This is a genomic window from Pseudomonas sp. SK (assembly GCF_012975065.1).
Classification (GTDB): Bacteria; Pseudomonadota; Gammaproteobacteria; order Pseudomonadales; family Pseudomonadaceae; genus Aquipseudomonas; species Aquipseudomonas anuradhapurensis.
The window spans coordinates 3,383,350-3,402,587 of record NZ_CP051857.1 but is presented as its reverse complement, the minus strand read 5'-3'; the positions used below and the strand labels follow the sequence as shown (position 1 = coordinate 3,402,587).

The window sequence follows — 19,238 nt, the reverse complement described above, 5'->3', positions numbered from 1 at the left end:
GGGCCAGGAGTGGACTCCGTCATGGCTCGCAGCAAAGCTGGTAGGCGTCGCGATGTCCATGCTTCCGGTAGACGAGCAGCCCCGTTTTTTAGATATGTGCTGCGGTTCGGGTGCGATGGTTGTCGAAACGGTTAAGTGCGCTCAAACGCGATTGCTGGCTGCCGGACGCTCTCCCGGTGATGCAGTAGCGTTGAACGAGCTCTCGAGTTCGATCACTGCTTTCGATATCGATCCCCTGGCGGTGATGCTTGCGAAAGTTGGTTGGGTATTAGCAAGCAAGAAATGGTTGGTCGCGGGCCATGAAGTACAGATCCCTGTTTACCATGCAGACTCGCTCTTCGCGAACACCCCTGTCACGAAAGTTTTCGGCACAGCGGGCGAAGAGCATAGGGAGTTGCTCTTGGACACCGAGCAGGTAGATTTACCCCAGTTTCTAATCAAGTCAGGTAGTCAATCACTCTTCGATGCGTTGCTGTCGCGTGGCTACGCAATGGCGATGAGCAGCGCCAGCTATCCGCAAACAGTATTAACCGGTGACGACATCACCTTTATGGTAGATGCAGTCGTTGCTGAAAGCGGTGCAACGCTTACCGCGGAAGAGAGGATGGCTGTAATTCAATTTAGCTCTGCCCTGCTGAGTGCACTCGAAAAACTGCAACGAGCAGGCCGCAATGGAATTTGGGCGTTCGTGCTAAGAAACAGCTTTCGGCCTGCGCTAGTTGCCGGGCGCTTTAACGGTATGGTAACGAATCCACCGTGGCTTGCCCTCAGCAAGATCGGCAGCAATCCCTACCGAGATGCGCTGAAATCCAAAGCTGCCACATACGGAATCAAAGCTCCGGGGGCGTCACACCTCCATGTCGAAATAGCCACTATATTTCTGCTCCATGCGATTGATCGTTACTTGGCATCGGGAGCCATAGTTGCCTGTGTTCTTCCAAATACCGTTTTGAATGGCTCTCACCATGAGCCATTTAGAAGAGGTGGGTATTTATCTGCGTCGCGGTCCGTCCCATTTTCACCACAAGAAATTTGGAAAATCGAATCGCAAACCTTTAAAAACGAAGCAATTGTCTTGCTTGGGAGAAAGGTTCTTCCGGCGAAGCCAATCAACTCCTTTGTAGGACGGACTATTGGCAGATTGGTGGAAGTGCCTTCGACTTACCATGTTGTCAGTTCTGGCGGCAAGACTGCGTGGTCAACAAAACCTCCGGCCGCTACTGCGGCAATGGTCGCTACAGACATTTCCGTTGGGCGGCTATTCCGTCAGGGGGCGGACGTGATGCCCCGGGGAGTCGTATTCCATGCCGCGACGAAGAGTGGCACAGGATGGAATTTAAGGCCGATCCCAGCCGGCTCAGGTCTTTACTTTCTTCGCTCTGAAGGCAAAGTTCTCAAGAACTTCAAGCTAACGGCGAATGGTGTCAGTGACCAAGTCATGTTCGATGTATTGCTTTCTAAGCATTTGGCGCCCTACGAATTGGCCGCAGGATCCAAAGGCCTATTGCCGTTCAAATATGGCGCGAGCGGGTGGGAGTCCCGGACAGGTCCAGCAATTGCGGCGCTTGGCGCAGCCACTAAGGAAGCTATCGATGCCTCACTTGCTGCAGTATCGGAAACTGAGATGCAGTTCTTCACTCGGGTAGAGACGGACCGAAAAAAATTGACCAGCCAAGGCTGGAGTAGTGATGAATGGCTGGTGTTCGCTTCCGCTGGCGGCAAACTGCCTTGTGCCGCATATGTGCGCGGCGACCAGATTCCATGCAAGAAGACTGTGATCGACCAAACACTTTATTGGGGCAGGGTGGGGAGCGAGGATGAGGCAATCTATATCACCGCCCTGATCAACAGTCCCGCAGTCATCGATGTGATCCAGGCTCACCAGCCGCGTGGATCATTCGGGGAGCGCCATATCCACAAGCTAGCCTTCAATCGGATTCCTACTTATGTCCCTAGCAATCCGAAACACATGGCACTAATTGACGCTGCGAAAGCTTTGTTGTCGCAGTGGGCTGACCGCCGAGCGTCGATGGATCTTCAGCCATTTCTAAGCGCAGAGAAGCACTTGATCACCCGCCGCAAGAAGATCCGAGTCGCGCTGGAGGCTTTACCTGCATGGGAAGGCTATGTGAACGCGGCCGTAGCCATATATGCTAAATAACTTGATGTGAAATACTGCCTGCAATGGCCGACCCAGGACCTCTAGATTTGGATGCTACAAGACGTTGGGGGCCTGATTTTTATCCGTTGGTATGAAATCGCTCTTGGCTTCGTGGACACCTCCAAGCCTTTTAAGGAGGCCCAAAAGGAGGCGCCATAAGTCGTCAGCGTTATGCCAGAGAACTCAAGAGCTAGGAGAAATCTGTAGGTGAAATCGTGTCGGTCGCTTGATGCACACAGAGGGGCTGTGTTCGCAAATGGATATCGCCGTCGTCCTGGGTTTCACGGCGGAAAGACAACAGTGCCATCTCTCTACCACCGGTCCCGGCAGTTCAAGGTCAGTGAGCCGAATAATGTCTGGATGACCGATATCACCTACGTTCGCACCTATGAAGGGTGACTGTGCCTGGCGGTAGTACTGGATCTGTTCTCTTGCCAAGTCATCGGTTGGTCAATGAAGCCCAGGATGACCAGCGAATTGGCCATCGACGCCATACTGATGTCAGTATTTGCCGGCTTTGGAAGTCCCGTAAGCCGATCGGATTGGATTAAAAGGGGCGGATTTCTGCAGCCGTTCAAGTTATGGTTTTTTTAAGGACAGACCATGGCCACTCACAGCGCGAATCATACCCAAAAACACCTAGCTGTACTGATTGACGCCGACAACGCCCCAGCCGCCATCGTTGAAGGTTTGTTCGAAGAGATTGCCAAATACGGCGTGGCCAGCGTCAAGCGTATCTATGGAGACTGGACCGGCCCCCAACTAGGTGGCTGGAAAAAGGTCCTCCTCGACTACTCCATCCAGCCCATCCAGCAATTCGCCTACACAAAAGGCAAGAACGCAACCGACAGCTCGTTGATCATCGATGCGATGGACCTGCTCTACACCCGACGTTTCGATGGTTTCTGCCTGGTTTCGAGCGACAGCGACTTCACCCGCCTAGCTTCGCGCCTGCGTGAGGAAGGCCTGACCGTTTATGGGTTTGGTGAAGAGAAGACGCCGAAGCCATTCGTGGCCGCCTGCGACAAGTTTGTCTACACCGAGCTGTTGCGCGAGGAGGTGTTGCCGCCTGTTTGCGAGCAAGTGGCAGGTGACGCTGACGCCGCTTCCGGCGCCGGCAAGCCGAACAAAGACGTAGTTGCTCGCAAAAAGCCGAAAGTCCCGGTTGGCTTCATCAACAAGATTCTGGACGACCTTGCTGACGAGGAGGGCTGGGCGAGCTTGGGGATGCTGGGCGCAAACATAACAAAGCTCCGACCGGAGTTCGATCCGCGCACCCATGGTTTCAAGAAGCTGAGCGATTTGATCAAGGGGCATCCACATGCGTTCGAGCTGCAGGCACGGCACCTTTCAGGTGGTGCGAGTGCGCTTTACGTTCGCCACAAAACCGCCCGCTAGGTGCGACCTGCATCGAGCCGTTTGCGTTGTATCCGCCGAAGACTTGCCCAGTGCCACCTGGAGGCACAGGGCTGGCTGATCCTGCTGGCCCCGTGGCCGCAGCCCACCATGGTAGTCTCGGCCATTTCTTGTCGAATGTGTGATTTCTCCCGCTTGACCTTCGTCAAGAACACTACCCCTAAGCCGTCGTCTGGGGATTGATACAGGGCCCTCCATGCAAACGCTGTTGAACGAGATTCTCGAAGAAGTACGTCCCTTGATCGGCAAGGGCAAAGTGGCTGACTACATCCCTGCGCTGGCCGACGTGCCGGCGAACCAGTTGGGCATCGCCGTCTACGGCAACGATGGCAGTTATCACTGCGCAGGCGACGCCCTAGTGCCGTTTTCGGTGCAGAGTATTTCCAAGGTGTTCAGCCTGGTTCAGGCCATTGGCCACTCGGGCGAGGCCATTTGGGAGCGGCTTGGCCATGAGCCCTCCGGCCAGCCGTTCAACTCGCTGGTGCAGCTGGAGTTCGAACGCGGGCGCCCGCGCAATCCGTTCATCAACGCGGGTGCGTTGGTGATCTGCGATATCAACCAGTCGCGTTTTGCAGCACCTACCTTGTCGATGCGCGATTTCGTGCGGCGGCTGTCGGGCAACCCGCATATCACGATCGATGCGCGTGTCGCCGATTCGGAGTACCAATTCCGCGCGCGTAACGCGGCCATGGCGTACCTGATGCAGTCGTTCGGCAACTTCCATAACGAAGTCGAAACGGTACTGCGGAGCTATTTCAGCTACTGCGCGCTGCAAATGAACTGCCTCGACTTGGCCCGGGCGTTCTGTTTCCTGGCTAACGATGGTTTCTGCAAGCACAGCGGCTCGCAAATTCTCACCCCGCGCCAGACCCAGCAGGTGAACTCGATCATGGCCACCAGCGGGCTGTATGACGAGGCGGGCAATTTCGCCTACCGTGTGGGGCTGCCGGGCAAGAGTGGTGTGGGCGGTGGCATCGTGGCGATCGTGCCGGGGCAGTTCACTGTGTGCGTGTGGTCACCTGAGCTGAACGCTGCGGGCAACTCTCTGGCCGGGATGGCGGCGCTTGAGCTGTTGAGTTCGCGGATCGGATGGTCGGTGTTCTGATCAGCAGCATTGCTGACTAGCCATGTGGCAGGGCTTGCGAATTGCCTTCAAGTCTGTGTTTCGCTCCAGATCTTGAAGGCAATTCAGTGAGTGATGTTCAGCGCATCATGCCCAGCTCGGCATCATCCATCAGCGCCTTGGCTAACGCGCTCAGGTAGTGCGAGGCCCATATCAGCTGAGGCTTGTTTTCCATCAAGCCGTCCAGGGTCAGGTCCCGAGCGTAGCCCATCAATTCCGAGGCCTGTTCGCGGGCGCTCTGGCAGGGGATGCCGGCTTCGATGCGGAAGAGGGGATGGGTCTGGTTTGCACCTTGGTAGAAGGTGGTCTGGCCGACGGTGCATTTGGTTTCTTCAGTGGGCATTGTTCAATCTCCCCGAAAATCTTTAGTGCCTGCGCTGGCCCTATCGCCGGCAATAAGGCAGCCCAGGCGACACATCGTTAAGGCCTTAGTGCAAGGTCCGTGGCTCAGAAGGCATTTGCACCTGGATCAGCGCTTGCTCAAGCAGGGCTCGCAGCGTCTCCAACTCATGCATCGAGGCCATCATGAGAATTGACGCCGATGACTTGGGATGCAGCAGCATTGCCTGATGTACGACAGTCGATGCGCACAATGCGTAGTCCGTTGCCTGGATCAGGGTGTCTTCAAGGGATTGGTGGGTGTGGGGCGGATCGGGGACGATCTTGAGCATGATGGACTCCAACGTAGTAGATGGAGCTGCCTCGTCCTTGCTGTCAAACAAGAGGGTGGCAGCTGTACGCGGGTTGACAGACCGAGACGTTGGCACTCGGCGCACCAGAGGTGCCCGCACGTACAGCCGCCATGAAAGCGTGCACATGAGGACAACGTCAGCAGTCTGTCAAAACCGGTCGCTGAATTTGCAGCGACCAGCCGAGACTAAAATCCACGTTGCCCCTGTGCAACGAAAAACAGGCGCAGGGAGTATCTTTGGGAAACGGCCTACATGGAAGTGCCTGTTTCTGATTTTTCGCACGTTATCCTTCACAGCTTGTAGCGCTTGCTGCAGCGCATTCAACCGAAATGGAACGCACCAGCGATGACCAGCGAAGCTTTCGCCCCTTTTCAACACCTCGCCGCTCAACTGCTGAAACATCTCCCACCAGACCACCACGATGGCTCCCACGACCTCGCCCACATCCACCGCGTATGGGTAAACGCGCAGCGAATCCAGCGGGCACAGGGCGGCGACCTGGAAGTACTGTTGGCCGCGACGGTACTGCATGACTGTGTGCCGGTCGAAAAGAACTCACCTTTGCGCAAGCAGGCGTCGAGCTTGTCGGCCGAAAAAGCCACCGCCATCCTCACCGCGCTTGGCTGGCCGTTGCCGCGTGTCGAGCGAGTAGCCCATGCGATCAAAACGCACAGCTATTCCGCAGGTTTCGAGCCAGCGAGCCTCGAAGCCCGAATTCTGCAGGACAGTGATCGCCTGGACGCCATCGGTGCGGTGGGTATTGCCCGCTGTTTCTACGTTTCCGGGCGGATGGGCTCGGCGCTGTACGATTTCGAGAATCCCGCTGCGCAGGGGCGGGGGTATCAGGATACGGCCTACGCCATCGAGCACTTTTATACCAAGCTGCTCAAGCTCGCATCGGGCTTCAAGACCCCCGAAGGGGCGCGCCTGGCTGCCGAACGGCATGCGCGGCTGGAAGCCTATCTTGCGGATTTCATGGAGGAGGTCGGGGCTAACGGCGTTGGCTGACGCCAGTGGAACCTGGCTAAACGTCTACGCCCCCGTTCAAGCGCCGCCTCAGCTAGCCGGGTCCTGGCCCAGCACCTTGGCCAGGGCCACGCGGGCATCCTCCAGTTGCACCAGTGAAGCATGCCGCGCGCCCAGCGCGTCGCCGTTCTGGATGGCGGTGAGGATTGCCTTGTGCCGGGGCAGGGCGAGTTCGTCGAAATTCGCCCGTTGGTTGGAATAGCGCACCGACTCGCGCAGCGCCATCGACAGCATGTTGCACAGGTAGGCCAGCAGGTCGTTGTGGGTGGCGTCGGCGATGCGGGCGTGGAAGTCCAGGTCGGGTTGCAGGCGCTCTTCATGGTTGCGTGCGGCTTCCATGCGCTGGTAGGCCTCGGCGATCGAAGCGACGTCCTCGGCGCTGGCGTTGGTGGCGGCCAGCGCGGCGGCGGCGGGCTCGATAACCCAGCGCACGCTGGACAGCATGTTGAAGAATTCCTGCTGCGGCGTGGCCTGCATCAGCCAGTGCAGCACATCGGGGTCGAGCATGTGCCAGTCGTGCCGGGGCCGCACTAGGGTGCCTGTACGCGGGCGGGCTTCGATCAGGCCCTTGGCGGTGAGGGCGCGCATGGCCTCGCGGAATACCGGCCGGCTGATCGCGTAGGTTTCGCACAGGCTGGCCTCGGAGGGCAGCTTCTGCCCGGGTGCGAGTTGGCCGGATACGATCTGTACGCCAAGGTCCTGGACCAGGGTGGCGTGCATGCTCTTGCGCGTGGTGGGCTGGCGGTAGTTCATGTGCGGCGGGGGCGATCCTTCGGGCGGGGGCAGCATCATAGCATTAGCGCGTCAACGCGGTGCATGGCACCGGCTTTGCCGGTGTTCGCGGCCACGGCGGCTCCCACAGGTATAGCGTCAACGCGAAGCCAGCGCAGTACCTGTGGGAGCGGGCATGCCCGCGAAGCAGGCGGAGCGGAGGATGGCACCGGCTTTGCCGGTGTTCGCGGCCGCGGCCGCTCCCACAGGTGTGGCGTCAACGTAAAGCCAGCGCAGTACCTGTGGGAGCGGGCGTGCCCGAGAAGCAGGCGGCGCGGAGGATGGCACCGGCTTTGCCGGTGTTCGCGGCCGCGGCCGCTCCCACAGGTGTAGCGTCAACGCGAAGCCAGCGCAGTACCTGTGGGAGCGGGCATGCTCGCGAAGCAGGCGACGCGGAGGATGGCACCGGCTTTGCCGGTGTTCGCGGCCACGGCCGCTCCCACAGGTGTAGCGGCAACGCGAAGCCAGCGCAGTACCTGTGGGAGCGGGCATGCCCGCGAAGCAGGCGGCGCGAAGGATGGCACCGGCTTTGCCGGTGTTCACGGCCGCGGCCGCTCCCACAGGTGTGGCGTCAACGTAAAGCCAGCGCAGTACCTGTGGGAGCGGGCATGCCCGCGAAGCAGGCGGCGCGGAGGATGGCACCGGCTGCGCCGGTGTTCGCGGCCGCGGCCGCTCCCACAGGTGTAGTGTCAACGCGAAGCCAGCGCAGTACCTGTGGGAGCGGGCATGCCCGCGAAGCAGGCGGCGCGGAGGATGGCACCGGCTGTGCCGGTGTTCGCGGCCGCGGCCGCTTCCACAGGTGTAGCGGCAACGCGAAGCCAGCGCAGTACCTGTGGGAGCGGGCGTGCCCGCGAAGCAGGCGACGCGGAGGATGGCACCGGCTTTGCCGGTGTTCGCGGCCGCGGCCGCTCCCACAGGTGTAGCGTCAACGCGAAGCCAGCGCAGTACCTGTGGGAGCGGGCATGCCCGCGAAGCAGGCGGCGCGGAGGATGGCACCGGCTGTGCCGGTGTTCGCGGGCACCTGATGCCAGTCAGTCAAGCGATTTGGGACTGCGCAGCAGCCCCAAATGACCTCAGGCCTCAGTGCGAGTGCTTGGGCACCGCCGCGCCGCGGCAACCGACCAGGAAGTCGAAGTCGCAACCTTCGTCGGCCTGCATAACGTGGTCCAGGTACAGCCTGGCGTAGCCACCGCTGATCAGCTGCGGCGGGGCTTGCAGGTCGGCCAGGCGGCCGGCCAGTTCCTGGTCGGAAATGTCCAGGTGCAGACGGCCTTCCTTGCAATCCAGTTCGATCCAGTCACCTTCACGCACGGCCGCCAGTGGCCCACCCGCCGCAGCCTCCGGCGCCACATGCAGCACCACGGTGCCATACGCCGTGCCGCTCATGCGCGCGTCGGAAATGCGCACCATGTCGGTCACGCCCTGGGCCAGCAGCTTGGCCGGCAGGCCCATGTTGCCGACCTCGGCCATGCCCGGGTAGCCCTTTGGCCCGCAGTGCTTCATCACCAGCACCGAATTGGCGTCCACCTCCAGCTCGGGGTCGTTGATGCGGGCCTTGTAGTCCTCGAAGTTCTCGAACACCACCGCCCGGCCGCGGTGCTGCATCAGCGCCGGGGTGGCCGCCGACGGCTTGAGCACGGCTCCCTTGGGCGCCAGGTTGCCGCGCAGGATGCAGATGCCGCCATCTGCCACCAGCGGCTTGTCGATCGGGCGGATGACCTCTTCGTCATACAGCGGCGCAGCCTGGCAGTTGTCCCACAGGCTCTTGCCGTTGGCGGTCAGCGCGCCGGGGTTGGGCAGCAGGCCGTGTTCGCCCAGTCGGCGGATGACCGCGGGCAGGCCACCGGCATAGTAGAACTCTTCCATCAAAAAGCGCCCCGAAGGCTGCAGGTCGACCAGGGTCGGCGTGCCGCGGCCGATGCGGGTCCAGTCTTCCAGTTGCAGGTCCACGCCGATGCGCCCGGCGATGGCCTTGAGGTGGATCACTGCGTTGGTCGAGCCACCGATGGCGGCGTTGACGCGGATGGCGTTTTCGAACGCTTCGCGGGTGAGCAGCTTCGACAGGCGCAGGTCTTCGCGCACCATGTCGACAATGCGCATGCCCGACAGGTGGGCGAGCACGTAGCGGCGTGCATCCACCGCCGGAATGGCGGCGTTGTGCGGCAGCGAGGTGCCCAGCGCCTCGGCCATGCAGGCCATGGTCGAGGCGGTGCCCATGGTGTTGCAGGTACCCGCCGAGCGCGACATGCCGGCTTCGGCTGAGAGGAATTCGTTGAGGTCGATCTGCCCGGCTTTGTAGGCCTCGTGCATCTGCCAGACGATGGTGCCGGCGCCAATGTCCTTGCCTTTGTGCTTGCCGTTGAGCATCGGCCCGCCGGTGACCACGATCGCCGGCACGTCGCAGCTCGCCGCCCCCATCAGCAGCGCCGGGGTGGTCTTGTCACAGCCCGTCAGCAGCACCACGGCATCCACCGGGTTGCCGCGGATCGCTTCTTCCACATCCATGCTGGCCAGGTTGCGGGTGAGCATGGCGGTGGGGCGCAGGTTGGATTCGCCGCTGGAAAACACCGGGAACTCCACCGGGAAGCCGCCCGCTTCCAGCACGCCTTTCTTGACGTGCTCGGCAATCTTGCGGAAGTGCGCGTTGCACGGGGTCAGCTCCGACCAGGTGTTGCAGATGCCGATGATCGGCTTGCCCTGGAACTCGTGATCCGGGATGCCCTGGTTCTTCATCCAGCTGCGGTACATGAAACCGTTCTTGTCAGCGGTACCGAACCATTGGGCGGAGCGCAGCGGGCGTTTGTGATCAGACATGGGGACACCTAATTAGTATTACTATTTGTCGTTGTGCAGCTGACTGTATCGACAAAAATGCGCTATGTGAAGGCTTGTTGTTTTAAATAGTAATACTATAAGATCGATTTTCCGGTCGATGGCCTGCCAAAAAGCCCGACCAGGTGCTCTGCCCATTACAAGAACAATCGGAGACATCGCCATGATTCAGGAGCAGCGGCTCGTCCGCCTGATCACACTGAAACTCATCCCTTTTCTGGTCCTGCTGTACCTGGTGGCCTATGTCGACCGTTCTGCGGTGGGCTTTGCCAAGCTGCACATGGGCGCCGACATCGGCCTGGGTGACGCGGCCTATGGCCTGGGCGCCGGGCTGTTCTTCATCGGTTATTTCCTCTTCGAGGTGCCCAGCAACCTGTTGCTCGACCGCTTCGGCGCGCGCCGCTGGTTCGCCCGCATCCTGGTCACCTGGGGCGCGATCACCGTCGGCATGGCGTTCGTCAGCGGGCCCAACGGCTTCTACCTGATGCGCTTTCTGCTGGGGGCGGCCGAGGCGGGCTTCTTCCCGGGGGTGCTGTACTACATCACCCAGTGGTACCCGGTGCGCCATCGCGGCAAGATCCTCGGCTTCTTCATCCTTTCCCAGCCGCTGGCGATGCTGATTACCGGGCCGCTTTCCGGCGCGCTGCTGGGGCTCGATGGCAGCTACGGCCTGCATGGCTGGCAATGGCTGTTCATCTGCATCGGCACCCCGGCGGTGCTGCTGGCCTGGCCAACCCTGCGCCTGCTGCCGGACGGCCCGGCCAAGGTGCGCTGGCTCAGCGACGAGCAACGCAGTTGGCTGCAGGAGCAGCTGGCCAACGACCTGCGCGAGTTCGGCCAGACCCGCCACGGCAACCCCCTGCATGCCCTGAAGGACGGCCGCGTGCTGTTGCTGGCGCTGTTCTACCTGCCGGTCACCCTGAGCATCTACGGCCTGGGCCTGTGGCTGCCGACGCTGATCCACCAGTTTGGCGGCAGCGACCTGGTCACCGGCTTCGTTTCGGCGGTGCCGTACCTGTTCGGCATCATCGGCCTGCTGATCGTGCCGCGCAGTTCCGACCGCCTGAATGACCGCTACGGCCACCTCGGCCTGCTGTACGCCCTGGGGGCGCTCGGCCTGTTCCTCAGTGCCTGGCTGAGCGTGCCCGGCCTGCAGCTGGCGGCGCTGTGCCTGGTGGCCTTCGCGCTGTTCTCCTGCACGGCCATCTTCTGGACCTTGCCGGGGCGGTTCTTCTCCGGAGCCAGTGCCGCTGCCGGCATCGCGCTGATCAACTCCATCGGCAACCTTGGCGGCTACCTCGGCCCGTTCGGCATCGGCGCGCTCAAGGAGCACACCGGGCAGCTGTCGTCGGGCCTGTATTTCCTGGCCGTGGTGATGCTGTTCGGCTTGCTGCTGACCGGGGTGGTCTACAACCGCCTCGAACGCCGCCAGCGCCTGGCTTCCACGCGGGTAGCCCCGGCCCCCCGCTAATTTTCGCAACCGAAAAGCGAGCACAAGCATGCGATTGATTCAATTCGAAACCGCCACCGGCGCGCGCCGGGTGGGCGTGGTGGAAGGCGAGTACGCCCTGGAAGTACGTGGCGCCGGCAGCACCCGTGAGCTGGCCTTGCAAGCCATTGCCGCCGGCCGTGACCTGGCCGCCGAAGTGCAGGCCGCCGGCCTGGGCGAGCGCCACGACTACCTGGCCCTGCTGGCCGAAGGCCGGGTATTGCCACCGCTGGACCATCCGGACCCGGCGCACTGCCTGGTCACCGGCACCGGGCTGACCCACCTGGGCAGCGCCGCCACCCGCGACAAGATGCACCAGCAGCAGGCCGAAGGCACCGTGACCGACAGCATGCGCATGTTCCAGTGGGGCCTGGACGGCGGTCGACCGCCGGCAGGCGAGGAGGGCGCGCAGCCGGAGTGGTTCTACAAGGGCGACGGCGGCATCGTCGTGCGCCCGGGCGCCGACCTGCCGCTGCCGGCGTTTGCCGAGGATGCCGGCGAGGAGCCGGAGCTGGTCGGGCTGTACCTGATTGCTGCCGACGGCACCCCGTATCGCCTCGGTTATGCGCTGGGCAACGAGTTTTCCGACCATGTGATGGAGCGGCGCAACTACCTGTACCTGGCCCACTCCAAGCTGCGCGCCTGCAGCTTCGGCCCCGAGCTGCGGCTGGGCGCGCTGCCGGCCCACCTGGAAGGCACCAGCCGCATCCTGCGTGACGGCAAGGAGCTGTGGCGCAAGCCGTTCCTGTCGGGCGAGCAGAACATGTGCCACAGCTTCGAGAACCTGGAATACCACCACTTCAAGTACGCCCAGTTCCTGCGCCCTGGCGATATCCACGTGCATTACTTCGGCACCGCCACGCTGTCGTTCGCCGACGGTATCCAGGCACGCCCGGGCGATACCTTCGAGGTCAGCCTCGACGCCTTTGGCCAGCCGCTGCGCAACGGTATTGCGGCCGCACCCGGACAGGTCCGCCCCGGGGTGGTGAAAAGCCTTTGAGCAGTCAGGCGAGCAGTGTGTCAGGTTCGCCCGCATACCTGTGGGAGCGGCTTTAGCCGCGAAGGGCCCGGCGCGGTGCATGGCACCGGCTGCGCCGGTGTTCGCGGCTGAAGCCGCTCCCACAGGGGTTCTGCTGACGTGGCGGGGCATGTGCACTCCATGGCTGACATGAACCTTTGAATCTTCTTTCCTCATTACAGGAGTCAACCATGACCGGAAGCAACTTCATTGGCGGCCAGCGCAGCGCCGCCGGCAGCGTGCGCCTGCACAGCCTCGATGCGCGTACCGGCGAAGCCTTGCCGCTGGCCTTTGCCCAGGCTACACCTGAAGAAGTGGACGCCGCCGCGCAGGCAGCCGAAGCGGCGTTTGCTGAATACAACGCCATGGCGCCGCAGCGCCGTGCGCACTTCCTCGATGCCATTGCCGACCAGCTGGATGCGCTGGACGACACCTTCATCGCCACTGTGTGCCGCGAAACCGCGCTGCCGCCCGGGCGCATCCAGGGCGAACGGGCGCGCACCAGCAACCAGATGCGCCTGTTCGCCACGGTGCTTCGCCGTGGCGACTTCCTCGGCGCGCGCATCGACCGCGCCCAGCCACAGCGCCAGCCGCTGCCACGCCCGGACCTGCGCCAGTACCGCACCGGTGTCGGCCCGGTGGCGGTGTTCGGCGCCAGCAACTTCCCGCTGGCCTTCTCTACCGCTGGCGGTGACACCGCCGCAGCGCTGGCCGCCGGCTGCCCGGTGGTGGTCAAGGCGCACAGCGGGCACATGGCCACCGCCGAGCAGGTGGCCGAGGCGATCGAGCGCGCCGTGCTCGCCACCGGCATGCCTGCCGGTGTGTTCAACATGATCTACGGTGCCGGTGTCGGCGAAGCGCTGGTGCGCCACCCGGCGATCCAGGCGGTGGGCTTCACCGGCTCGCTCAAAGGCGGCCGAGCCCTGTGCGAGCTGGCGGCGGCACGCCCGCAGCCGATCCCGGTGTTCGCCGAAATGAGCAGCATCAACCCGGTGCTGGTATTGCCGGCGGCCCTGCAGGCCCGGGGCGAGCAGGTGGCCAAGGAACTGGCCGGCTCGGTGGTGCTGGGCTGCGGGCAGTTCTGCACCAACCCCGGGCTGGTGCTGGGTATCGCTGGCGAAGCGTTCAGCAGCTTCCTCACCGCGCTTGGCGCGCAACTGGCCGACCAGCCCGGGCAGACCATGCTCAATGCCGGCACCCTGCGCAGCTATACCCAAGGCGTGCAACGCTTGCACCAGCACCCGGGCGTGCGCCATCTGGCCGGCGCCGAACAGGCGGGTGAGCAGGCCCAGGCACAGCTGTTCCAGGCCGACGTGAGCCTGCTGCTGAACGGTGACGCCTTGCTCCAGGAAGAGGTGTTCGGCCCGGCCACGGTGGCCGTCGCCGTTGCCGACGAAGCCGAACTGCGCCGCGCCGTGCAAGCCCTGCATGGGCAGCTGACCGCCACCCTGATTGCCGAGCCGCAAGACCTCCAGCGCTTCGCCGCGCTGGTGCCGGTGCTGCAGCGCAAGGCCGGGCGACTGTTGGTCAACGGCTACCCGACCGGCGTGGAAGTGTGCGATGCGATGGTGCATGGCGGGCCGTACCCGGCCACGTCCGATGCGCGTGGCACCTCGGTCGGCACCTTGGCCATCGACCGCTTCCTGCGCCCGGTGTGCTACCAGGACTACCCCGATGCGCTGCTGCCCGACGCCCTGAAAAACGCCAACCCGCTGGGCCTGCAGCGCCTGGTCGATGGCCAGCACAGCCGCGAGGCGCTGGCCTGACCCCAGCCCCATCAGCTTGCCCCCGCCAGGCTCGGCCTGGCGGGCTTTCCCGAGCCATCCGCCAAGCGGGCCCCGCACACCCAGTGCCCCGGCTTTTCGCGCCGCCGGTCGAACCCCAGGCACTCCAGCAGGCAGCGTTCCCTCACAGCTGTAAGTGCGCCTTCGTTGCGCCAAACCAGGAGAACGCTCATGGCAATCGACCAGAACGGCCCCGAGGCATCTGCACCCACCGCGCCCGACACCGGCGTCGGCGAGGCCTGGTCCAAAAATCGCCCCGTCGATTGGGACCCGCCACCTGGCAACCCCGGCTCGGACCAGGACGGGCAGCTGGATCGGGACAATGGCAGCGCAAGGACCCAGGACGAGCAAGCCGGCAGCGGTGACGGGGAAGTCCCGCTACCTGCGGATGACGAGGGCCCTATCGAGGAAGAGATGCACGACGTGGAGGCCAACAATTCGGTGTCTGCCGAGCATCCGCAATCGCGTTGATGGGTGGCCCGAAAATGGTTCACACAGTTTTCTTGAGAGGTATGCAGCGATGAACCCCGATCCGAGTGCACAAGGCGGTACGAACCCTGGCTTGCCCACTTCACCCGACCCGGCAGTTGACCCCGATCGGCCGACCGTCCCCGACCCTGATGACGACCCGCTCATGAACGAAGAGGAGGGCGGCGATGGCCAGGCGGATGATGGCAGGCAGAGCGTGGAGCAGCCTGCCGTAGGGACGGACCAGCGCAGGGAATGATTGGTTGGGCAGGCGAACAGTAAGGCTGCCCAACCGCGGCAAGATCATTGATCTTCTACCTCAGAAGGGGCAGTGCGGGATTCACGGTCAATGTCTTCCGGCCAATGAACCTTTGGTGCCAGGCAATGCATGTGGCTCAGGCCATTGTCGTCGTTCCAGTCACGGGATGGGTGGACGAATGCCGGCAGGGCTTCGGGCCCTTGCTGCATGAACAATCGCGCAATGGCCCAGTAGGCTTCGCCTCGGTGAAGGTCTTCGGTGAAGAGCACGCGGTCGATGACTTCGTCGGTTTCCGGGTTACGGACCGAAAGCATGACGTTTTCAATAAGCCCACCGTGACCGGGGGCGTAGACTCTGTAAACTTCGGCGGTTATGTCGTCCCAGTTGTAGGCGACCGGTTTAACACCCCAGTGTCTACGGCTGAGCAGGTACAGGTAGTGGTACCTGAATTTATACACATAGATTTTTCGGCGTAAGCGATTAAAACGTATTGGCTCGTCCCGTGGAAGTGTTAAATCTAGCCTGACAAATGCGCTGACGACCCATATGCAAATCAGAGGGCCGAATATTGAAATTATCACCATCATCCAATCGAAGGTATGGCCGTAATCAATGAGGCTCCAGTACACTCGTGCCGCTATACCAAACAAGAACAACAGCGTCGGAACACCAAGCAAAGCCAATACGCCGCGTAGAAGTACAGTGGAACGAGGTAGCTCCATGTACACGCCATTGACACGATTGGGAGGCGGGTTGACGCTGTCCAGAATAAGGTCGGATACGGGGGCTTCGTTAATGCTCGGTAGATCGTAGCTCCAGCCTAGCGCTCGTTTCATTATTGCCCTTGAATCACGCGTCCTCATTTTCCCTCCATTGACATACCTCAATATACGCACTTTCAATTTTTCGGTCTGGCCAATACATTACCAGCAATGTTGCTGCGGCAATGGAGTGTGCTCCAATCGTTGGCAGGAGTTCTATAAGCCCAGAGATGGTCAGTTGGAGCAGGTCATTGTGTTCTGAAAGAGAAGCGTATTCCTTGTTAATGTTAAAATCGCTCTTATAGTCAGGCAGTTTCGGCGGAAAAAAACTAGGGAAGTTGACCGATTTGGAAACGCTCGTTGACCGAGGTGCATAAAACTCATCCACAATCAGCGTCTCCCCGCCCGTATAGTCTGGGAACTCGCCATCACCTCGGCGATGAACTATTAGGCACCACCGATACGCCGATACTCCATCTCTATAGTGAGGTAGCGCGATTTTGAATTTGAGTTTCTGTTCCCGTTCAAGACCGATCAGCCCTCCTATACGCGGAACCGCAGGGTCGCTCAACTTCGACTCAAAGTGGAATTCTGCCTGTACACCCAGCGTGGCGGCGTTGAGCTCTGCAAATGCAATGTCTGCATATTCCGGACTATTCCAGTGGATGACTGGCGTCTCATCGGCCTTTCCAAAACAGCATCGTCGAGCCCACCGCTCCAGAGCGGATGACTCATTTTCTTCAGCGCTTTTGCTTAGCGCGTATGCATTCAGCGCCAGCATCACAGCGAGGCCTATGGGTCCCAATACAGTGGACGTCACTACTGCTCCAGCGAAGGCAATGGCACTGGCACCGTAAAAGCCCACAGCCAACCAATATTGCGTCGCTGCTGGACCATCTCCCGCAGCCGCTGAGCGTTTAGCAGCAGAAATTGTTTGTGCTGCTTCAACGAAGCCGACGACAGCGCCTACCACAGCGCCGATCCTCATCAAGGTCTTGCCTGTCGCAGTAGCATCGTTAGCCCATGGCATACCGCTGTAAGCACTTGCCCTCAGAATGAGTCCCACCAGCTCAATCTGCCCACCCAACACGCCCAACTGAGATCCTTGCAACGCCAACTTGGCCTCATGCGCCTTCGGCCCAACTTCCTCTTCCGCCTTTTCCTGATTCCTACCCAGGCTGTCCTGCTGCAGATACAACCCACCTATCGCCAGCAGGAGTTCCCAGCTGCCAGCCACCCCGCGCAACCCGGAAAACCCAGTCCTTACCAATCGCGCCGCCTGCTGCGAGGTGATCTTCATCCCGTGCAACAACCTGCGCGCATCGCTTTCCAACGTCCCCGCCGCCACCGAGATATCCACCAGGGCAAGCTGCGCCGCGCTGCTCGCCTGGTTCACGCCCATGCTGGCTTCCTTGAACAACCGCCCATGCACCTCCTCGGCCGTGCCCTCGACCCACACCGTCACGCTAATCATCGTGTGGGTGAAGCGCGGGTCGAGCACGGCCAGGCTCATCAGCCCGTGCTGGATGATCGGTCGCACCTTGCGCATCGACTTCATCGAGCCAAACTCGAAATCGTCGATGTTGCGCTGCATCCGGTCCCGCGCCGCGGCGATGGAGGCATTGGCCTTGTGCTGCAATTCCCGTAGGTGCTGGCTCTGCAGGGCGTAGTATTCGCCCAGCTTCATCTTCACCTCCAGCTCGATCAGCTGTACGCCGTTGTAGAGATACTGCGTGGCGCTGTTCAGATGCCGCACGGCTTTCTGGATGCCAGGCGACAGGCAGGGCGCCAGCCGCTGACTGGCCGCATTGAGCGCGCTTTGCGTTTCGGCGATGGCCTGCTTGAGGGTCGTGCGCAGGCGCAAGCCGGCGTCGTCGCTGGCAATGATCTTGCTCAACATCGCGTAGAGTTTGTCGCTGTCATTCCAGCTGATGCCTTCATCCGCGGCAAAGCTCGGCAGCAGCCCGGCCAGCAATGCCCGGTCGCGCATCAACAAGGCGCGGTAGGGTGGGCTGTCAGGGTCCTGCAGCCATTTCAGCCAGAGGGCCTCGCTGGTTCCGGCGGCGGGAATACGCGGCTCGGTGGCCGGTAGCATGGCTTCGGTAACGCCGCCACCCAGGCACAGGGCCATGGTCTTGGTGTAGGCCACCCCGGACTCACGATCGTTTCCGTCGTAGTCGTACGCCTCGACCACCTGGAACATGGGCGTATCGAACAAGGCAACGTACGCCTGCGCGTCCTGGTCGATGTAACGCTGAAACTCGCCTTCCTGCTGGTCGTAAGCCGCCTGGAACGCCGCGCGCTGCGGTTCGTGGTAGCGCTGTTCAAGCCGCTCGTCACTCTCCTGCTGCTTCCGCTCGACCAACTGTTGTCGCGTGACTGCCGGGTCGGTGAACACCGGCGGGCCATCACCGGTCATCGGCTCCAGCGACGGTACTTCCTGCGCGGCCCGTTCCCTGTTGGTGGCACGAATGATCTGCAGGATCTGCGAGGTCTGCAGCTGATAGGCCCGCATCGGCTCTTCGCGCCAGGCCTGACGCTTCAGTACCCAGTTCAGGCGTTGGTGGTTGTACTCCTGGATCAGCCCGACGGTGTCGTCGAGCACCACCGCCAGCGCGCCGTTTTCCAGCTGGTGGCGGTTCATCGCATTGATCAGGTAGCCACGCAGGGCGAACCGGCGCAGCCAGCGGCTATGGAAACCGTGCGCGCTGTCGAAGGGTGAACACGCCTGCTGTGCGTACTCGAATACCTGCTTGTCGACCTGCAAGTTGTCAGGCGTCATGGCGATGCCCAGCAGTTCGGGATGGTTAAGCGCCTGGCTCAGGTCCAGCCCTTCGAAGCGTTGCGCCGGTGCCTGGCCCCGCTTGTAGGCGTTCAGCACACTGACCGGCCAGGCGTCGCTGGAAAAGGCCAACCAGGCGCTGCTGTATCGATCGGTATCGATGTTGAGAAAGGCCGAGGGTATGTCGTGGTCTTCATGCACGCACTTTTCTGGCAGGGGTGCTGGCGGGCCATCCGGTGGCTCGTACGGGTTGAAGCGGCGCAGGTGGCCCTGTGCGCTGACGGCGTAGGCCTGCCAGACCTGCTGGTCGAGCAGCACGTACAAGTAGCCCATGCGCAAGGTGCGCAAGCCGATCTTGGTCGAGATATGCAGGTTATCCGCCACGGTAACGACACACTCGGGGCGGGGGTCTGGCACCAGCGCGCGGCGCAGCGGCAGGATCGGCAGGCCCTGCCGCTCACAGGACATGCACTGATCGTGCGGCAGGCCGGCTTCGGCCGCCGCAATGGCGATGCGTTGACTGATGCTCATGAGCGTTCCTCGTGTTGGCCTGGGCCTTGTCGGCCTCTAGACACTAACGGGGAATCGCTTTCCAGCGCGGCTTTGGTCTTCCTAAAAGGTTGTAGGAAACTTCTCTAAGTGATGGATGCCGCTCG

Annotated in this window: 14 protein-coding genes and 2 pseudogenes; 10 read left to right on the top strand and 6 right to left on the bottom strand. The window is 61.9% G+C overall.

What is annotated here, in order from left to right:
- Positions 1–234: 234 nt before the first annotated feature.
- From HG549_RS26360 to glsB, 4 genes and pseudogenes are all read left to right on the top strand, one after another.
- Positions 235–303, top strand: a pseudogene (locus HG549_RS26360) (hypothetical protein); the annotation flags it as partial.
- Between the two features lie 2,042 nt (positions 304–2,345).
- A pseudogene (locus HG549_RS15590) lies at positions 2,346–2,707 on the top strand (DDE-type integrase/transposase/recombinase); the annotation flags it as partial.
- 57 nt (positions 2,708–2,764) lie between these two features.
- Positions 2,765–3,559 carry an NYN domain-containing protein gene (locus HG549_RS15585; protein WP_170030397.1) on the top strand — a complete coding sequence of 265 codons (795 nt, stop codon included), beginning with the start codon at positions 2,765–2,767 and terminating at the stop codon, positions 3,557–3,559.
- Between the two features lie 214 nt (positions 3,560–3,773).
- Positions 3,774–4,682, top strand: coding sequence for a glutaminase B (glsB, locus tag HG549_RS15580; protein ID WP_170030396.1), 909 nt, complete (start codon positions 3,774–3,776; stop codon positions 4,680–4,682).
- 97 nt (positions 4,683–4,779) lie between these two features.
- Here glsB and HG549_RS15575 read toward each other — a convergent pair whose 3' ends face one another.
- The gene (locus HG549_RS15575) at positions 4,780–5,043 is read right to left on the bottom strand and encodes a DUF3077 domain-containing protein (RefSeq protein WP_170030395.1); all 264 of its coding nucleotides are present in this window, start codon (positions 5,041–5,043) and stop codon (positions 4,780–4,782) included.
- Between the two features lie 85 nt (positions 5,044–5,128).
- The gene (locus HG549_RS15570; protein WP_170030394.1) at positions 5,129–5,371 is read right to left on the bottom strand and encodes a hypothetical protein; all 243 of its coding nucleotides are present in this window, start codon (positions 5,369–5,371) and stop codon (positions 5,129–5,131) included.
- A 366-nt stretch (positions 5,372–5,737) separates the two neighbouring features.
- Here HG549_RS15570 and HG549_RS15565 point away from each other — a divergent pair, with 366 nt between their 5' ends.
- A complete protein-coding gene (locus HG549_RS15565; RefSeq protein WP_170030393.1) occupies positions 5,738–6,400 on the top strand; it encodes an HD domain-containing protein in 663 nt (220 codons plus the stop codon).
- Between the two features lie 48 nt (positions 6,401–6,448).
- On the opposite strand, the gene HG549_RS15560 is transcribed toward HG549_RS15565, so the two are convergent.
- Together HG549_RS15560 and HG549_RS15555 are read right to left on the bottom strand one after the other, a co-directional pair.
- A complete protein-coding gene (locus HG549_RS15560) occupies positions 6,449–7,171 on the bottom strand; it encodes a FadR/GntR family transcriptional regulator (protein WP_170030392.1) in 723 nt (240 codons plus the stop codon).
- A gap of 1,098 nt (positions 7,172–8,269) precedes the next feature.
- Positions 8,270–10,003 carry an IlvD/Edd family dehydratase gene (locus HG549_RS15555; RefSeq protein WP_170030391.1) on the bottom strand — a complete coding sequence of 578 codons (1,734 nt, stop codon included), beginning with the start codon at positions 10,001–10,003 and terminating at the stop codon, positions 8,270–8,272.
- A gap of 181 nt (positions 10,004–10,184) precedes the next feature.
- Here HG549_RS15555 and HG549_RS15550 point away from each other — a divergent pair, with 181 nt between their 5' ends.
- From HG549_RS15550 to HG549_RS15530, 5 genes are all read left to right on the top strand, one after another.
- On the top strand, positions 10,185–11,492 hold the full coding sequence (locus HG549_RS15550; RefSeq protein ID WP_170030390.1) for an MFS transporter: 1,308 nt from the start codon (positions 10,185–10,187) through the stop codon (positions 11,490–11,492).
- A gap of 28 nt (positions 11,493–11,520) precedes the next feature.
- Complete coding sequence (gene araD1 / locus HG549_RS15545) at positions 11,521–12,510, top strand: AraD1 family protein (RefSeq protein WP_170030389.1); 990 nt, start codon at positions 11,521–11,523, stop codon at positions 12,508–12,510.
- 209 nt (positions 12,511–12,719) lie between these two features.
- On the top strand, positions 12,720–14,294 hold the full coding sequence (locus tag HG549_RS15540; RefSeq protein WP_170030388.1) for an aldehyde dehydrogenase (NADP(+)): 1,575 nt from the start codon (positions 12,720–12,722) through the stop codon (positions 14,292–14,294).
- A 189-nt stretch (positions 14,295–14,483) separates the two neighbouring features.
- The gene (locus HG549_RS15535) at positions 14,484–14,783 is read left to right on the top strand and encodes a hypothetical protein (protein WP_170030387.1); all 300 of its coding nucleotides are present in this window, start codon (positions 14,484–14,486) and stop codon (positions 14,781–14,783) included.
- A 91-nt stretch (positions 14,784–14,874) separates the two neighbouring features.
- Positions 14,875–15,039 carry a hypothetical protein gene (locus HG549_RS15530; RefSeq protein ID WP_170030386.1) on the top strand — a complete coding sequence of 55 codons (165 nt, stop codon included), beginning with the start codon at positions 14,875–14,877 and terminating at the stop codon, positions 15,037–15,039.
- Positions 15,040–15,083: 44 nt separating this feature from the next.
- Here HG549_RS15530 and HG549_RS26035 read toward each other — a convergent pair whose 3' ends face one another.
- Positions 15,084–15,875, bottom strand: a complete 792-nt coding sequence (locus HG549_RS26035) for a DUF6708 domain-containing protein (protein WP_256665915.1) — start codon at positions 15,873–15,875, stop codon at positions 15,084–15,086.
- 13 nt (positions 15,876–15,888) lie between these two features.
- Positions 15,889–19,113: a T6SS effector BTH_I2691 family protein gene (locus tag HG549_RS15520; RefSeq protein WP_170030385.1), complete on the bottom strand. Its 3,225-nt coding sequence runs from the start codon at positions 19,111–19,113 to the stop codon at positions 15,889–15,891.
- Positions 19,114–19,238 lie beyond the last annotated feature (125 nt).

What these genes read in the sequence shown, in the direction of transcription:
- HG549_RS15585 (WP_170030397.1), top strand. Translation starts at nt 2,765, where the DNA reads ATGGCCACTCACAGCGCGAATCATACCCAAAAACACCTAGCTGTACTG.
- HG549_RS15565 (WP_170030393.1), top strand. Translation starts at nt 5,738, where the DNA reads ATGACCAGCGAAGCTTTCGCCCCTTTTCAACACCTCGCCGCTCAACTG.
- HG549_RS26035 (WP_256665915.1), bottom strand. Translation starts at nt 15,875, where the DNA reads ATGAAACGAGCGCTAGGCTGGAGCTACGATCTACCGAGCATTAACGAA.
- HG549_RS15575 (WP_170030395.1), bottom strand. Translation starts at nt 5,043, where the DNA reads ATGCCCACTGAAGAAACCAAATGCACCGTCGGCCAGACCACCTTCTAC.
- HG549_RS15520 (WP_170030385.1), bottom strand. Translation starts at nt 19,113, where the DNA reads ATGAGCATCAGTCAACGCATCGCCATTGCGGCGGCCGAAGCCGGCCTG.
- HG549_RS15550 (WP_170030390.1), top strand. Translation starts at nt 10,185, where the DNA reads ATGATTCAGGAGCAGCGGCTCGTCCGCCTGATCACACTGAAACTCATC.
- HG549_RS15535 (WP_170030387.1), top strand. Translation starts at nt 14,484, where the DNA reads ATGGCAATCGACCAGAACGGCCCCGAGGCATCTGCACCCACCGCGCCC.
- araD1 (WP_170030389.1), top strand. Translation starts at nt 11,521, where the DNA reads ATGCGATTGATTCAATTCGAAACCGCCACCGGCGCGCGCCGGGTGGGC.
- HG549_RS15570 (WP_170030394.1), bottom strand. Translation starts at nt 5,371, where the DNA reads ATGCTCAAGATCGTCCCCGATCCGCCCCACACCCACCAATCCCTTGAA.
- HG549_RS15555 (WP_170030391.1), bottom strand. Translation starts at nt 10,003, where the DNA reads ATGTCTGATCACAAACGCCCGCTGCGCTCCGCCCAATGGTTCGGTACC.
- HG549_RS15560 (WP_170030392.1), bottom strand. Translation starts at nt 7,171, where the DNA reads ATGAACTACCGCCAGCCCACCACGCGCAAGAGCATGCACGCCACCCTG.
- glsB (WP_170030396.1), top strand. Translation starts at nt 3,774, where the DNA reads ATGCAAACGCTGTTGAACGAGATTCTCGAAGAAGTACGTCCCTTGATC.
- HG549_RS15540 (WP_170030388.1), top strand. Translation starts at nt 12,720, where the DNA reads ATGACCGGAAGCAACTTCATTGGCGGCCAGCGCAGCGCCGCCGGCAGC.